This is a genomic window from Cellulomonas endometrii (assembly GCF_949769265.1).
Taxonomy (GTDB): domain Bacteria; phylum Actinomycetota; class Actinomycetes; order Actinomycetales; family Cellulomonadaceae; genus Cellulomonas; species Cellulomonas endometrii.
On record NZ_CATKPC010000003.1, the window covers coordinates 158,753 to 174,952 of the forward strand.

Annotated in this window: 11 protein-coding genes; 2 read left to right on the plus strand and 9 right to left on the minus strand. The window is 73.9% G+C overall.

Annotation, left to right across the window (positions count from 1 at the left end; all coding sequences use genetic code 11):
- Position 1 precedes the first annotated feature (1 nt).
- The 6 genes from QNH85_RS05280 to QNH85_RS05305 all read right to left on the minus strand — a co-directional run bounded on the left by QNH85_RS05280 (position 2) and on the right by QNH85_RS05305 (position 6,901).
- Positions 2-838 (minus strand): urea amidolyase associated protein UAAP1, encoded by an 837-nt coding sequence (locus tag QNH85_RS05280; protein ID WP_282945158.1) that lies wholly within the window; start codon positions 836-838, stop codon positions 2-4.
- A gap of 10 nt (positions 839-848) precedes the next feature.
- The gene (locus QNH85_RS05285; RefSeq protein WP_282945159.1) at positions 849-1,490 is read right to left on the minus strand and encodes a cysteine hydrolase family protein; all 642 of its coding nucleotides are present in this window, start codon (positions 1,488-1,490) and stop codon (positions 849-851) included.
- A gap of 43 nt (positions 1,491-1,533) precedes the next feature.
- Entirely contained in the window at positions 1,534-2,526 is a 993-nt protein-coding gene (locus QNH85_RS05290) for an ABC transporter permease (protein ID WP_282945308.1), read from the minus strand.
- A gap of 58 nt (positions 2,527-2,584) precedes the next feature.
- Complete coding sequence (locus QNH85_RS05295; RefSeq protein WP_282945160.1) at positions 2,585-3,472, minus strand: ABC transporter permease; 888 nt, start codon at positions 3,470-3,472, stop codon at positions 2,585-2,587.
- Complete coding sequence (locus tag QNH85_RS05300; RefSeq protein WP_282945161.1) at positions 3,469-5,214, minus strand: ATP-binding cassette domain-containing protein; 1,746 nt, start codon at positions 5,212-5,214, stop codon at positions 3,469-3,471. Before QNH85_RS05300 ends, QNH85_RS05295 begins: the two co-directional genes overlap by 4 nt.
- 88 nt (positions 5,215-5,302) lie before the next feature.
- Positions 5,303-6,901: an ABC transporter substrate-binding protein gene (locus QNH85_RS05305; RefSeq protein WP_282945163.1), complete on the minus strand. Its 1,599-nt coding sequence runs from the start codon at positions 6,899-6,901 to the stop codon at positions 5,303-5,305.
- Between the two features lie 240 nt (positions 6,902-7,141).
- Between QNH85_RS05305 and QNH85_RS05310 the strand changes: the two genes are divergently transcribed.
- Positions 7,142-8,407, plus strand: a complete 1,266-nt coding sequence (locus tag QNH85_RS05310; RefSeq protein ID WP_282945165.1) for a metal-dependent hydrolase family protein — start codon at positions 7,142-7,144, stop codon at positions 8,405-8,407.
- A complete protein-coding gene (locus QNH85_RS05315) occupies positions 8,400-9,122 on the plus strand; it encodes a TetR/AcrR family transcriptional regulator (RefSeq protein WP_282945167.1) in 723 nt (240 codons plus the stop codon). Before QNH85_RS05310 ends, QNH85_RS05315 begins: the two co-directional genes overlap by 8 nt.
- A 612-nt stretch (positions 9,123-9,734) precedes the next feature.
- Here the strand turns inward: QNH85_RS05315 and QNH85_RS05320 are convergent.
- The 3 genes from QNH85_RS05320 to QNH85_RS05330 form a co-directional block, all read right to left on the minus strand.
- Positions 9,735-11,834: a glycosyl hydrolase 53 family protein gene (locus QNH85_RS05320; protein ID WP_282945169.1), complete on the minus strand. Its 2,100-nt coding sequence runs from the start codon at positions 11,832-11,834 to the stop codon at positions 9,735-9,737.
- 315 nt (positions 11,835-12,149) lie between these two features.
- Positions 12,150-13,082, minus strand: coding sequence for an aldose 1-epimerase family protein (locus QNH85_RS05325; RefSeq protein ID WP_282945170.1), 933 nt, complete (start codon positions 13,080-13,082; stop codon positions 12,150-12,152).
- A gap of 100 nt (positions 13,083-13,182) precedes the next feature.
- Positions 13,183-16,194 (minus strand): DUF5107 domain-containing protein, encoded by a 3,012-nt coding sequence (locus tag QNH85_RS05330; protein WP_282945171.1) that lies wholly within the window; start codon positions 16,192-16,194, stop codon positions 13,183-13,185.
- Positions 16,195-16,200: the final 6 nt, after the last annotated feature.

Consider the following 16,200-nt stretch of genomic DNA (forward strand, 5'->3'; position numbering starts at 1 on the left):
GTCACAGTCCCCTCGCGCGGGCGTAGTCGGTGGTGGTGGCGAAGGCGCGCGCCGCCTCGGGCGTGGCGGCGGCCTCGGGGGCGTCGGGACCGGCCGGGGCCCCGCGCCAGGCCCGCAGCCGCAGGGGCGTCGACACGTACTCCGCGCGGGGGTCGACCGGGTGCGGCACGTTCGCGAGCAGCACCACGCAGGGCAGCTCCAGCCGCAGCCGCACCCGCGCGCCCGCGCCGACGGACCCGGTGAACTCCGTGGTGCCGTCGCCGGCGATGCGCACCCCCTGGAAGAACGACAGGCTCGGCGGCACGTCGCGCGCGTCGAGCCCGTTCTTCAGCGCGGCGAGCAGGAGCAGCTCCCGCCCCGCGGGGGTCCCGCCCTGCGGCGAGCCGTCGCCGTACCGGGCCTCGTTCGCGGCCTTCGAGGACGTCCCGGCGAAGGTGTCGTGGTGACCCGAGGTGTCCTCGACCACCGTGGCCAGCACGCGGCCACGGTCGGACAGCAGCATCGAGCTGGCGCCGAGGTACGCCTGCCACTGGATCTTGACCGTGTCGGCGACGTTGAGGCGCTCGTCGGGCTGCGCGGCGTTCACCAGCACGAGGTGGGCGCACGCGTCGCCCTCGAGGTCGGTCAGCTCGAGCACGGAGCCGCGGGCGAGCGTCAGGGTGGTGTAGTTCCCGCCGGCGACGGTCTCCGCGTGCAGCCGGTCGGCGGACGCGACGCCGGCGGGCCAGTCGGGCGCGCCGGCGGCCGGCGCGATCGGCATGGTGGCGACGACCGTGCCGCCCTGGGCGCGCGCGTGGTCGCGGGCTCCCAGCGGCGAGGCGGTGGAGATGCTGGTCATCGGGTCCTCCTCAGACGGCCTGGGCGGTGGTGGCGAGCGCGCGCTGCACCTCGGGGTTCGGGGTGGCGGTGGCCAGCCACTCCTGCACCTCGTCCGCCGTGACCAGCGCGTCGCGCTGCAGGTAGTGGATGGCGCGCAGCGCGGCGTCGTGCGCCTCCTGCGTCGAGCCGCCGACCCCGTCGGTGACGACCCGCACCCGGTAGTCGTGCTGGTGGGCGTCGACCGCGGTGTAGTGGATGCACACGTCGGTCAGACCGCCGACGAGGATGACGGTCTCGGCCTGGTACGCCTTGAGCACGATCTCCAGCTCCGTGCCGAAGAACGCGGAGTACCGGCGCTTGCGGATGAGGAACTCCTCCGGCTGCGGGACCAGGCCGGGCGCGAGCTCGGTCTCGGCCCAGCCCTCCACGCAGTGCGGGCCCTCGGCGCCGTCCAGCTCACGGCCGATGTCGATGAGCGAGGGCTTGTGCACCTCCTGGATCCACACGACCGGGACGCCCTGCTCGCGGCACGCCGCGATGAGCGCACGCACCCGCGGCGCCCGCTCGGTGCGGCCGGGCATGTAGGGGATCTCGGTGCGGGACTCGGCGCGTTCGACGTCGCCGCCCTGGATGTCGACGACGATGAGCACGGCGTTGCCGGTGACGTTCATGCGAGTGGTTCCTTCCGGTGGTGCGGGACGGGGGCGACGCCGCTCAGGCGAGGGCGATGCGCCGGTCGGCGGCGGCCTGGAGGCAGTCGACGACCGTGTTGAGCAGGATGTAGACGACGCCGAGCAGCAGCGCGACGCCCGCGATGGCGGGGAAGTCGGAGGCCGCGACGGACTTGTCGAGGTAGGAGCCGACGCCCGGCCAGTCGAAGATCTTCTCGACGACCACCAGGCCGGCCAGGAGCATCCCGGCCTGGATGCCCGCCATCGAGAGGGTCGGGCCCAGGGAGTTGCGCACGGCGTGCCGGACGAGGATCTGCCGCTCGCTCATGCCCGCGGCCCGGGCGGTGCGGGCGTGGTCCGCGCTCATGTTGGCCTTCAGCCCGTCGACCAGCACGCGCCCGATGGCCACGGCCGGGGACACGGCCGCGCACAGGGCCGGGAGCACGAGGTGCGTGACCGCGTCGCCGGCCACGTCGAGGCGGCCGGCCAGCAGCCCGTCGAGGACGAGGAACCCGGTCGGCCCGGCGGGCGCGTCGCGCAGGCCGGTGCGACCGCCCGACGGCATCCAGCCGAGGTTCCCGTAGAAGACCAGCAGGGCGACCATCCCGAGCAGGAAGGTCGGGGCGGCGGCACCGCTGAGCAGGACGACCCGCACGACGCCGGCCCCCCGCCACGCGAGCGTGGTGAGCGCGGCGAACGCGACGCCCAGCAGCAGCGCGATGCCGAGCACCCACGCGGCGAGCTCCAGACTCGCCGGCAGCACCTGGGCGAGGTTGTCGGCGACCGGCGTCCGGCTGCGCAACGAGTTCTGCAGGTCGCCGTGCAGCAGCCCCTCCAGGTACGTGAGGTAGCGCTGCACGAGCGGCTCGTCCAGGCCGAGGCGCTCACGGGCGGACGCGACGGCGTCTGCCGAGGCGTTCGCACCGACGTACGCCTTGGCGGGGTCCACGCCGCTGACCTCCTGCAGGCCGAACAGGGCCATCGTCAGCGCGAGCAGGACCGCGAGGGTGGCGGCGACCCGCTTCACCACGAACATCACCACGTCAGGACCTCCGTCCAGGGGAGAGCACGGGCAGGCTGCGTCAGCGGGGCGGTCATCCACGCCCCCGGAGCAGGTCGCGGACGCCGTCGCCGGCGAGGTTGGCCGCCAGGGCGATGACCAGCACCGCGAGCCCGGGGAAGATCGGCACCCACCACGCCTGCAGCAGGTACGCCATGCCCTGCGCGGCCATCGCCCCGAGCTCGGGGGCCGGCGCGGGGGACGACAGGCCGATGAACGACAGCCCGGACAGGGCGACGACCAGGCCGCCGACGTCGAGGCTCGCGGCGACGACGATCGTCGACCGCACGCCGGGCAGCAGGTGCCGGGTGACGCGCTGACCCCACGGCGTGCCGGCCAGGCGCGCCGCCTCGAGGTGCGGGCGGGCGGCCAGGGCGCGGACCTCGCCGCGCACGAGGCGCGCGTACAGGGGCCACCAGACGACGGCGACGCCGACCAGCGCGCTGGTGAAGCTCGCGCCCAGAGCAGCGGCCACCGCCATCGCGATCACCAGGCCCGGCAGGGCGAGGAACAGGTCGGTCGTCCGCATCAGCAGCGAGTCGACCCAGCCCGGCAGGGCGCCGGCGAGCAGACCCACCAGCCCGCCGATCAGCACGCCCGACGTGATGACGACCGCCGCGGCCAGCAGGCTCGAGCGCATCCCGTAGAGCAGGCGCGACAGGACGTCATAGCCCAGCGCGTCCGTCCCGAGCAGGTGGCCGGGGCTTCCCGGCGCCAGGAACGCCTCCCCGCTGCGCAGCACCGGGGAGTGGGGCGCCAGCACCGGGGCGGCGAGCGCGACGAGCACGATGACGGCCAGGAGGCCGACGGCGAGCAGGTCCACCCCCAGGGCGCGGTGCCGGACGGCGGTCACCCGCGCCCAGCGGCGCGCGGCCCGGCCGGTGCCGCCACCCGCGGTGACGGTGAGATCGGCGGTGGTCACTTCACGGCTCCGATCGACGAGACGGCGGCGACCCGGTCACGGCGGTGCTGCGGGCCGGGGATCGCGCTGAGCAGCGTCCGCGTGTACGCGTGCTGCGGGCGGGAGCAGACGTCGTCGGTCGCTCCCAGCTCGACGATCCGCCCCTCGCGCATGACGGCGACGCGGTCCGCGACGATGCGTGCGGCCGCGAGGTCGTGCGTGACGAACAGCACCGACATCCCGAGCTCGCGGCGCAGCCGCCCGATGAGGTTGAGGACCGTGGCCGCGAGCGACACGTCCAGCGCGCTGGTCGGCTCGTCGCAGAGCAGGACGGTCGGCGGCACGATCACCGCGCGTGCCAGAGCGACCCGCTGCCGCTGGCCGCCCGACAGCTGGTCCCCGCGGGCACGGGCGGTCTCCGGCGGCAGCCCGACCGTCCGCAGCGCGTCGAGGACGCGGTCGTGGCGCTCCGCCCGGGACATGCCGGTGACGTGCGCGCGCAGCCGCTCGTCGAGCATCGTGCCGACCCGCAGCCACGGGGTCAGCGAGGACCCGGCGTCCTGGAACACCATCTGGGGCCGCGCGCCCTCGGCGAGGCTCACCTCACCGGACGTGGTGGTCTCCAGCCCGGCGACGACGCGCAGCAGCGTGGACTTCCCGCAGCCGCTCTCCCCCACCAGCGCGACGGACTCGCCGGACCGGACCTCGAGGTCGACGCCGCGCAGCGCCGGCAGCACCCGGCGGCGCCACGGCGGCCCGCTGCGGAACTCGCGGTGCACGTCCCGGACCGAGACCGCGACGCCGTCCCGCAGGACGACCGGAGGCCAGACGTCGGGCAGGCGCGCCGCGGCGGCACCGGGTGCGAGGTCGAGCACGCCGTCCGCGCCGACCGCGAGCCCGTCGTCGGGGACTGTCCGCTCGGTCGGCTCGGCCGGCCCGACGGCAGCCTCCACCGGCATCGCGGCGAGCGGACGGTCGCGCGGGGTCGACAGGTCGATCCGCGAGCGCAGCAGGTTCTTGGTGTACGGGTGCGTGGGGTTGCTGAAGACCTCGTCCACGCCCGCGGTCTCGACGATCCGGCCGTGCTGCATGACGGCGATCCGGTCGCACACCTGCGCGGCGACACCGAGGTCGTGGGTGACGAACACGATCGAGCAGCCGATCTCCTCGCGGAGCGTGAGCAGCAGGTCGAGGATCTGCGCCTGCACCGTGACGTCCAGCGCCGTGGTCGGCTCGTCCGCCAGGATCAGCGACGGGCGGCGCGCCACCGCCAGGGCGATCATGACGCGCTGGCGCAGCCCGCCCGAGAGCTGGTGCGGGTACGCCCTGAGCCGGTCCGCGGCCCGAGGGATGCCGACGTCCTCCAGCAGCGACAGCGCGTGCGCCCGGTCGCGGGTGACCTCACCGAGCTGGCGGCCGATCGGCATCGTCGGGTCGAGCGAGGTCATCGGGTCCTGGAACACCGCACCGACGTGCGCGCGGCGGGCGGCGCGGCGCACCGGGTCCGGGGCGTGCACCATGTCGACCCCGGCCAGGTCGATCGCGCCGGAGACCACGGGGCGCGCGGTCGCGGGCAGCAGGCCCATGACCGACAGCCCGAGCACGCTCTTGCCCGAGCCCGAGCCGCCGACCAGGCCGACGACCTCGCCCCGCCCGACGGTCAGGTCGACGCCGCGGACGGCGTGCACCTCTTCCCCGTCGCGGGTGAGGCGCACGTCCAGCGCGTCGACGCGCAGCACCGGGTCCGTGGGGGCGTCGCCCATGGCGGTCTCCTTCGCTGAAGAGGGTGGAGGGTGGCCCGGAGCGGGGTCGTCAGGGAGCGACCCCGCCCCGGGGTCGGGTGGGGCCGGGTCAGCCCCGGCCGAGGGCGGCGAAGTGCAGCACGTCGTACTCGAGGACGTTCTGCGCGTCCTGGGTGCCCGTGACGTCCGGCGTCGTCAGCAGCGTCGTGTTGAGCGAGCCGATCGAGTACCAGTACCGCGTCGCGTTGATCGCCTCGGCGGCCGCGGCGTAGGCGGACACGTCCTCGCTGGCACGGGCGGCGTCGAGCAGCTCGGGCAGGCCCGGCACCTCGGCGCCGAACAGGTCGAGGCCGCCGGAGGGCGTGTAGATGATGCTGGCCCAGGCGTCGGGGTGGCCGGCGTCGGGGAAGACCGAGAACACCGCCAGGTCGGGGCCGTCGGCGCCCTCGTCCGCGATGCCGTAGATGGTGCCGGCGGAGTACGCGACGGCCTCGGCGGGGATGCCGGCCGTGCTCAGCCGCGAGCCGAGCTCCTCCGCGACCGCCTTGCCGTCGGCGCTGGAGCCGGCGTACGCGATCCGGACCGTGCCCGAGTCCGGCGCACCCAGGTCGTCCCACGCGGCCTCGTCGTAGGTGATGCCCTGGTCGTCGATGCTCGGGTCGACCATCCCCTGCGGGAAGAGCTGGTCGGTCGGCACCTCGAGGCTGCCCATGGCCTCCTCGATGATCGACTCCTTGTCGATCCCCGCGAACAGGGCCTCGCGGTCCTCGACGTCCGCGAGCCAGGACGAACCCGGGTTCACGTAGATCATCTGCGTCGTGAAGTTCGCGAAGGTGCTGGTCGTCACGTCCTCGCTGTCCGCGAACGACTCGAACGACGTCTTGTTGAGGTTGCCCAGGATCGCGTCGATCTCGCCGCGCTCCAGCTGGAGCTGCGCGGAGGACGCGTTCTCGGCGACCTGGAGCTCGACGGACGTGAGCTCCGGGGCGTCGCCCCAGTAGCCGTCGTACGCGGTGAGCTCGTACCGCTCGCCCATCTCCACCGCGGTCAGCTCGTACGGGCCGGTGCCGGCGTCGTGCGTGGTCAGGTAGGTCTGCGCGACGTCGTCGCCCGCCTGCTCCTCGAGGACCGTCGGGCTGATGAGCTTCACGCCGAACGGCGAGGCCAGGTAGTCCAGGAAGGCGGCGTTCGGCGCCGCCAGCGTCACGACGGCGGTGAGGTCGTCGGGGGTCTCGACCGAGACCACGTCGCCGACCATGTACGCCGGGCCGGCGTCGACCTGCGTGCGGCGCTCGAACGACGCGGCGACCGCCGCGGAGGTGAGCGCGGTGCCGTCGTGGAACGTGACGTCCGGGCGCAGCGTGAACGTGTACGTGAGGCCGTCCTCGGAGACGGTCCACTCCTCCGCCAGCTCGGGGACGATCGTCGGCGTCTCGGTGCCGTCCTCGTAGGCCACCAGGCCCTCGTACGTGTTCTCGATGACGTTCAGGCCCGGTCCGTCGTAGTTGACGTCGGGGTCCGGTGGCGTGGTGTAGCCGGTGAGCATCACCGCGGTGAACGTGTCGTCACCCGACCCGTCGCCGGCCACCGTCCCGCTCTGACCGCAGGCGGTCAGGGCGAGGAGGCCGGCGAGTGCGGTGGTCGCGGTGGCGGCGACGCGGGGGCGGCGGGCGGACCGCGTCGTGCGGCGGGCGGTGCTCGGGCTCATGCTCGGTGCCTCTCGGTCGGGGGCCGTGCGTCGCGCTCGCTGAGGGGGCGGCGACGTCGAGGAGGTGCGGTTCCGCGGCGGGGATCCGCGGGAGTGGAGCGGCCGACTGATTTCCTGTCGGTGACCGAAAACTAGCGACGCGGCGTTGCGGACGGGTTGCCGCGTGTTGCGCGGACGTAAAATCTGTCGGTGACAGGTAATGCGCTAGCCTGACCGCTCCCGACCCGTGAGGAGCCCGAGGTGACCGACCTCCTGCTGCGCGACGTGCGCCTGATCGACGGCACGGGCGCGGACCCCCGCCCCCACGTCGACGTCCTGGTCGCCGACGGCCTGATCGCCGCGGTCGCCCCGACCGGCACGCTGGCCGACGCCGCGGCCGGGACCGAGCGGCTCGCGGTGGTCGAGGGCGACGGGCTCACCCTGCTGCCCGGGTTCCTGGACTGCCACGTGCACGTCAGCACCCAGCCGGGCGGCGACGCGCTGTCCTCGGTGCTCGCGCCGGAGTCGCTGCTCACGCTGCGGTCGGTCCCGCACCTGGCCCGCACGCTCGACGCCGGCGTCACGACCGCGCGCGACCTGGCCGGCGCCGACTCCGGCTTCCGGGACGCCCTGGAGCAGGGGCTGGTGCGCGGCCCGCGGCTGCAGGTCGCGATCCGGATCCTGTCGATCACCGGCGGGCACGGCGACTGGCGCACCATCGAGGGCGTCCCGCTCGACACCGGCCCCGGCGCCGGCGCGGTCGCCGACTCCCCCGCGGAGTTCGTCCGCGCGGTGCGCGAGGTGCTGCGGCAGGGCGCCGACTGGGTGAAGGTCGCCGCGACCGGCGGCATGGGCAGCCCCCGCAGCCACCCGGAGTCGGGCGGCCTGTCCGAGGCCGAGCTGCGCGCCGTCGTGGAGGAGGCGGACCGGCACGGCGGCGTCGGCGTCGCGGCCCACGCCCAGGGAGCCGCCGGCATCGCCGCCGCCGTCCGGGCCGGCGTGCGCAGCATCGAGCACGGCTACCTCGTCGACGACGCCACGATCGACCTCATGGGCGAGCGGGGCACGTACCTGGTGCCGACCCTGTCGACCCTGACGCGGCCCCTCGCCGACGGGCTCGCCCCGTGGGTCGCCGCCAAGCGCCGCGCGCTGCGCGACACGGCGCAGGAGCGGCTGCACGCGGCGATCACCGCCGGCGTCCCGGTCGCGCTCGGCACCGACGCCGGCATCGCGCCGCACGGCACCAACCTCACCGAGCTCGCCCTCCTCGTCGAGCACGGCCTCTCCCCCGCCGCCGCCCTCGTCGCCGGCACCTCCGGCGCCGCGCGGCTGCTCGGCCTCCACGACCAGGTCGGCACCGTGGCCCCGGGCCGCCGCGCGGATCTGGTGGCCGTCGACGTCGACCCGCTGACCAGCATCGACACGCTCGCCGACCCGCGGCACGTCCGGCTCGTGGTGCAGGATGGGCGCATCGTGAAGGACACGCTCGACGCTGCGTGCGACAGGACGGGGGCCCGCCGTGGCTGAGCAGCTCGACGCCGCCCCGCGACGACGCGGACGCCCCCGCTCCGCCCCGCCCAAGGACGGCTCGCTCAGCACCCGCGACGAGATCCTGGCCGCCGCCGCCGCCCTGTTCGGCTCGCAGGGGTACACCGAGACCACGACGCGGCAGATCGCCGACGCGGTCGGCATCAAGCAGGCGTCGCTGTACTACCACTTCGCCGACAAGAGCCAGATCCTGCGGTCCCTGCTCAAGGGCACCGTCGCGCCCTCGGTCCAGTTCGCCGACTGGCTCCGCAGCGGCCAGGCCGGGGACGTGGACCCGGCCGCCGCGCTCGCCGCGCTCGCGCGCTACGACCTGGACGGGCTGCTCCGCGACCGGTGGAACCTGCACGTCGTCTACCGGCTGCTCGACATCGCCGAGACCGAGTTCACCGAGACCCGCGAGAGCCAGCTCGCCCTGCGCCGCCACTACCGCGAGCTGTCCGCGGCCGTGCTCACCCAGCAGGGCGTCGACGTGACGCAGCTCGCCGACGCCGACCTCGAGCTGGTCTTCGGCCTCGTCGAGGGCATCATCTCCCAGCGGCAGTGGGGCGACGACGGGACCCGGGCGGCCTACGCGGACGCCGTCGTGCGGGGCTGCCTGCGGCTCGTGCACGTGCCGGAGCGGGACATCGCCGACGCGGTCGCCGCGGGGCGGAGCGCCATCGCGCGGTTCCGCGCCGAGCGGCCCGAGGTCTGACGCCCTGCTGCTCCGTCTGGTGGCGCGTTCGTCAAGGGAGCTGGCCTGCTAGGGCGTTGCCCCTGGTCGGACGCGTGTACAGCTGGAGGTGGTGCTGTGCGCAGACTGGACCAAGTTGTCTGGTTCATCTCCTCTCGAGCCCCCGCGACCATGGGAGCTGGGCCGGCGCGTGCAGGGCCCAGCAGGGTCCGGCAGACGGCGGCGAGCTCGGTGGTCACGTAGCCCAGCCTGCGCGTGACTCCGACATGGCCGCTCGGGACAGGATCAGGCGGTCCGGCGTGACGCACCGATCTTCATCAGGGTCCCGACCAGCGCCGCGTCGTCGACCGGGTCCACGGCCATGCCCTTGTGGGCCGCCAGCGGCCGCAGCCGCTCGTGGTCCCCAGGGAGCCCGGCCGGTCCGGCGGCAACGTCGCGCGGACGGTCTCGACGACCGCCGCCTGGCGGTCGTGTCGTGGCCGGCTCGCGGTCCGCTCGCAGCCACCCGGGCCGCCTTCCAGACCGCGGCACGGCCTGGAGGCTTACCACCCGTGCAGCGGTCTGGGCTGCGACGGTCTCGTGCGCGGTCCGGCGGGACAGGTACTGGACCGGCCCCTCAGCTTCACGCAGTGGTCAGGAGAGCCTGCTGCTTCGGAGCCGGGAGGCCACGACCGCAACGGCACCAGTGCCCAAGAGAGCCAGCGCGAGGACGAGCGTCGATCCGCCGAAGACGCCCGTGCGCGCCAGCGCAGCGTCACGAGCAAGCGGTGCCGCGGCGGTCGTGATCTCACCCGTCCCGACGGCCGCAACGGTCTCGCTCCCCACCCCCGGAGCGGCAGCGACCACGCGAACCGGAGCGGACGCCACCGACGGAGCAGACGTCCCCACCGCGTTGGTGGCGGTGATCGTCGCCGTGTAGCGCCCTGCCGCCAGGCCGGTGAAGGTCGCCGTCGTGGTCGGGGCGGGGACGTCGGCCGTGCGGGTGGACCCGGACTGGGACGTGAGTGTCACCCGGTACGCCGTGATCGGCGCTCCCCCGTCCTCGGGCGGCGTCCAGCGGACCGTGACGGCGCGCCCCTGCACGGTCAGGGTCGGCGGGGCGGGGACCGCCGGCGCCGCCGCCGCGGCGACCGGCTGCCGCGGCGCGGAGCTGTTCTCCTGGAACGCGCGGAACACCGGCAGCGCGCGCCCGTCGAAGTCGAACATCGCCGAGTTGCTGACCACGTTCGGCTCACCGACGACCCACCCGACGCCGTCCGCCGGGATCATGACCGGGTCCCACCAGATGTCGCCGAGGACGACTCCGGGCTCGAGCGCCTTGAACCGCGCGAACAGCTCCCGCGTGAAGTTGAGCTGCCCCGCCTTGGTCTGGTCGTACTGGATGCCGCCGTTGTCCGTGAGCTGCCCGGGAACGTCGTCGTGGGTGACCGGCGACCAGTTGACGGCGGTCTCCATCACCATCACGGGCTTGCCGTACCTGTCGTGCATCCGCTCCAGGAAGCCCGCGATGGTCGCCGGGTCCTTCTTCGTCCAGAACGGGTAGTACGAGGCCCCGATGACGTCGTAGTCCACACCGCGGCTGACGAGCTCGTCGTGGTACCACGTGTACTTGCCGTCATCGCCTGCGGCGTCCAGGTGGATGATGACCTGCGCCCCCGGGGTCGTCTCGCGGACCGCACTCGACCCCGCGTTGTAGAACCGGGCGAGGTCCGGCCAGTTGCCGCCGTCGAACTGCCAGGAGCGACCCCAAGGCAGGAGCAGCCCACCGGCGGTCTCATTGCCGAGCGCGACGAACGCCGGTGGCGTCCCCTGGGCGTTCATCCGCTCGAGGAAGTCGGCCGTGTAGTCGTGCACCAGATCCTCGAGCCGGTCCGCCGCTGCGGCGGCGCCGGGTCCGTCGGGGTCCCAGCTGCCGTGCTCGAGGCCCTTCGGATCGGTGGCCTCCACCCACAGCGGGTCGAGCGCGGTGATCTCGTCGCGCCACTCGACCGGGAGGTTCTGCAGCTCGCCGTTGGTCCAGTAGTCGCTGTAGTGGAACGTCAGCTGGATCTGCATGCCGGCGTCGTGGGCACGTTGCGCGAGCCGCAGGACGTCCTCGGGGTCCTGGTAGCCGTCCGCGAGGTAGTACTCCGGGTGCCCGATCTGGTGGTGCTCCGGGCCGGTGTCGTTGTAGAGGCGGAGCCGCGCGAGGTTCACGCCCTGGTCCGCCATGTACTGGATGGGGTCCACCTGGTCGCCGTCAGCGTCGAAGTACCGCCCGCCGGCGTCCTCGATCTGGTGGACGTAGTTCAGGTCGCCCCCGCGGAAGAAGTCCGTAGCCTCCTGGTCCGGGAGGAGCGTGACGTCGTCGATCAGGACGCTCTGGCCGGGTGTCCCGCTCAGGTCGAACGCGACCTCCAGCTGCCCGGTGCTCGACGGGACGCCGCGGACGACCACGGGCAGCCACTCCGTCTGCTCCTGCGGGAACCCGGTGCGCCGCCACGTGTCGTCACCCAGAGCGAGGGACGCGCCGTCGACACCCGGCGTGCGGACGTAGGCGCGGACCGTGTACGCGCCGGGGGCGACCCCGTGGAACACCTGGGACACCCGGACATCGGCCGCCTGGTCCCAGCTGACCTCGAGTGCGCCGGACCCGGTCCTCGCGGTGCTGCCGATGCGTGCGGCGTCCTCGGGTCCGGTGACGGTCCAGGCGGCCAGGTCGCTCGGCTGGTCGAGCTGTCCGCCCAGCAGCACGGCACCGGGTCCGGCAGCTGCCGGTGCCCCAAGGTCGGCGACCGCCGACCCTCCCGCACCGGAGACGAGACTGCCCGCGACCACCGTCGCGGTGAGAAGGCGCGCGACATTCCGCGGTGTCATGATCTTCCCCGTTCGTCGACAACTCTGTCGGGCCGGATTCACCCCTTCGGGTGGCGGCCGGCCGAGTCAACGTCTCACGCCCCGAGGGCGGGGATCAGGCCGCGGAGTTCTTCATCCATCAGCTCAGCAAGAATGTCCATGCTCGGTAGCCGCCGTCATTCCGGGGGCGTTTCCGGTCGAGTGGCACCGCGTTCAGCACGTGACTGCGGAGAGCTCCCAGCTGGTCACGACCCGCTCCCCGGGTTCGAGCACCATCAGGTCACGCCCGGATCGCAGCGCGTCCGGCGGGCAGGTCATCGGCTCGACGGCGAGGCCGGCGCGACGGTCGTCACCCTCCTGCAGGTCGGCGGAGTAGATCTGCAGCCACCGGCAGGTCGAGTCCACGGCGAGCTGGACGCCGTGACCGTCCGGGTCGAGCAGGGTCACCCGTGTCATGCCGTCCGGATCCGGGAGCAACCCGGTGAAGGCGTGGTCGAGGACGGTCGTGCCGATTCGCCGCGCGAGCCGGAAGTCCAGCGCACCACCGGCGTGCTGGGCGACCGCGACGTCACGGACGGGAAGGCGGCGTTCGTCGGCGAGCAGGACCGTCTCGGCGGGGACGTGCAGCGACCAGCCGTCCACCGCACCGCGGCGCGCGGACCCGGCGACCAGGTACGGGTGACCGCCCAGGCCGTACGGCGCGGCTGCCGCGCTCTCGTTCGTGGCGGTGACCCGTTGCATCAGCCCACGCTCGCCCAGGTGCAGCGCGACGTCCAGGCGCACCCGCCACGGGTACCCAGGTTGCGGCTGGATCGTCCCGGTGAGCAGGACGTGGTCGCCGGTGGACTCGACGGGGCGGAAGTCGAGCCAGGCAGCCAGCCCGTGGGAGGCGTTGCGGTGCTCCGGTTCGTTCAGCGGGAGCTCGTGGCTCGCTCCGGCGAACTCGTACCTCCCGTCACCCGTGCGGTTCGGCCACGGTGCCAGAAGTGCCCCGCGCATGGCCGGGCGCACCACGTCCGCGCCGAACGGGACGACGAGGTCGCGACCGCGGTACCGCAGCGAGCGCAGCGTGGCGCCGATGCCGGCGACCTCCGCCTCGTAGCCGTGAGCGCGGATCAGGTACTGGTCGCCGGACAGCGGCTTCATGCTCGATCAGGTCCTCGGGTGTCGGAGCAGCAGGACGCCGGGCCGACCACGCGGCGTGGTCGGCCCGGCACGGGCGTCGGGCGGGCGTCGTCGACCCGGGTCAGTCCTCGACGTCCTCGCGGGCGAAGAGCAGCAGGTCGGGCAGGCTGGTGGCGAAGTAGTCCGTCACGCCGTCGTCCCGCACCGCGACCGGCGGGACGTACTGCGCGCGCGCCTCGCCGAGCGTGGCGGGCGGGTCGGTCACCGGCATGCCGAGAGCCGTCAGGGTCGCGTCCCACGCGGCGACGGCACGACCCTCGCCGCCCTCCCAGGGGTGGAAGGAGCGGGTCACGAGGATCTCGTACGCGCGCTGCGCCTGGCCGGAGTCCACCAGGAGACCGACGTACTCGATCGTGAAGTCGTCCCGGGTGAGCACGAGGTGCTCGACGGGCATCAGGCGCGCGAGACGGGTCGCGGCGTCCTGCCCGAGCCGCACCGCGAGCTGGTCCTGCTCGTAGCGCAGCCGCGCGTCGTCCGCGGCGAGGGCGATGGCCTGCTCGTACCGCTGCCACGCGCGGTCGTCGTCGTGCGCGATGTTGTACGCCGCGAGTCCGGCGTCGCGCAGCAGGACGGGGTGCTCCAGGCCGAGGTCGATGGCCTCCTCCCACTGCGCGAGGGCCTCGGCCCGGCGGCCGTGGGCGTAGAGCAGCGTGCCCAGCAGGTAGCGCGCCGTGGCGTCCCGGTCGTCGGCGGTCGTCGCCCGCCGCAGGACGTCGTGGGCGTCGAGCCCGTACGGGAACGCCCACGTGAGGTCGCCCTCGCGGGCCGCCTGCCGGTGCTGCGCCGCCCGCGACGCCAGCCCCAGCTCGTCCAGCACGGCCGCCGCGGTGTAGTGCGCCAGCGGACGGACGTTGCCTGCCGGCGTGACCGGGGCGGCGACGGCCTGCTCGAGCAGAGCCAGGGAGTCCTCCAGCGCCCCCGCGCGGCGCAGGTCGGTCGCGACGTCCAGGACGATGCCGGCGTCGGTGGGTGCGTCCCGGCCGGCGAGCGAGCGCAGCGTCGCGTCGAGCGGGTCGAGACGCAGCGCCTCGTCCAGCAGCGCATCGGCACGGCGGCCCTCGCCGACCCGTCGCAGCACGATCGCGCGCAGGGCGGTGCGTCGGGTGTCGTGCCCGACCACGCCGTCCAGGGTGTCCAGGACACGCAGGGCGGCACGGTTCTGCCCGCGGCGGGCCAGCGAACGCGCCAGTTCCAGGCCCGCGGCCGGCGCCCAGGTGCCGTCCCAGCCGGCCTTGCCGAATGCCTGCTCGGCCTCGACCGTGCGTCCCAGCCTCGTCAGCGCCAGACCGGCGAGGTAGAACGCCTCGGCGTCGACCGGGTTGGCGTTGCGGCTCGTGAGGCGGCGCAGCGCGGTCCGCGTCAGCTCCAGCGCCGTGTCGTACCGCCCGGCACGATAGGCGCGGTCGGCCAGAGCGAGGTTCGTCCGGACTTCGCCGGGGTCCCGACGCAGGACCTCGTGCCAGTACGGCAGCGGCGAGCGGGTGGGGTGCCGGTACTGGCTGAGGTGCAGGCCGGTCAGGTACAGCTCCTCGACCGACTCGATCGCGTCCGGCGACGGCGGCTCGTCCGCGACCCACGGCTCCTCGTCGGTGGTCTCCGTGGGGGTCCACCGCACGAGCAGCCGGCCGGTGGCGTCGACGAGCTCCGCCGCCAGCTGCTCGTCCGGCGTGACGTCGGCCGTGATCTCCGCGACCGCCCCGGGGACCAGGTCCTCGACCCGGGAGGCGACGACGTCCGCGCCGCGCAGGATCCGCAGGGTCGCGCCGGCGCGCGGGGCCGTCACCGCGAACCGTGCGGCGACCATGTCGCCCCGCTCCACGTGCACCGCGGCGTCCGGCGTCGCCTGGTGCGCCGCGCCGATCCCGGGGATCGGGTACCAGTACTGGGTGAAGACTTTCGTCTCGCCCGGCAGCAGCCACGTGAAGTCGGGCTGGTTGTCGGTGTAGACGCCCGCCATCAGCTCGACGTACGGGCCGTCGGCGTCGGTGAGCTGCGCGTCCCAGGCGTGACCGAAGGGTGCGTTGCCCCACGTCCACTGCTTCTTGCCGGGGGACACGCGGCGCTCCGCCCAGTGCACGAACCCGGCCTGGGCGCCGTGGTCGTAGCCACCGAAGAAGTCCTGCTGGGAGTCGACGATCATGTACGACGTGGGCACGGGGATGTTGCGGTAGAAGTCGATGCGGTCGGCGCCCGGCTCCTTGGCGGCCAGCGCCGCGTAGTCGACGCCGTAGTAGGGCCGGTCCGCGTGCGGGAACGACGTCAGCGCCCGGCGGGCGTGGTCCGCGACGTAGCGGACGTCCTCGGGGAAGAACGACTGGTAGTCGTCGTTCACCCGTGCGGCGACGTTCGCCCACCACAGGAAGGTCTGCCGCTCGCTGGTGCGGTTGTGCAGGCGGACCACCAGCTCGACCACCGAGCTGTCGGGGCGCAGGCGCACGCCGTGCTGCGCCGACATCCGCTCGAACGGGTCGTGGTCGTGGCACCAGACGGTGACGGAGCCGTCGTCGTCGTGCTCGATGGTGGTCTCCACCGGCAGGTAGGTCGCCGGTCGGTGGTGCTGCGGCCAGTTGAACTCGACGCCGCCGCTGATCCACGGGCCGCCGAGGCCGACGAGCGCCGGCTTGATGACGTTGTTGCGGTAGAAGAAGTCGTACCCGGTGGTCTTGTCGTACCCGATGTGGATGCGACCGCCGAGCTCGGGCAGGACCACCACCCGCACGTAGGCGTTCTCCAGGTGCACGGCCTGCCACGGACGCTCGACGCCCTCGTCGGCGACGTGCTCGACGAACGGCAGCGGGTAGATCCTGCCGCTCGACCCCTGGTACACGCGGTGGTCCAGGAACATCGGGTACGCGCTAGGCTCGCCCGCCTCGTAGGTGCGGATCGTCAGCGGCTCGCTCCACGCGACGGCACCGCCGTCGCGCACCGCCGTGGCCAGGTCCGCCGGCGGCTCGGGGAGCGAGATGGCGAACGGCTGCCCACCGTCGGTCACTTCGTCGCTGCCCGGGCTCGACGAGCTCGCCGCAGCGGCGTCGCCCGTCGTCGCGACATCCGCGCGCTCCTCGATGGACATCGTCGA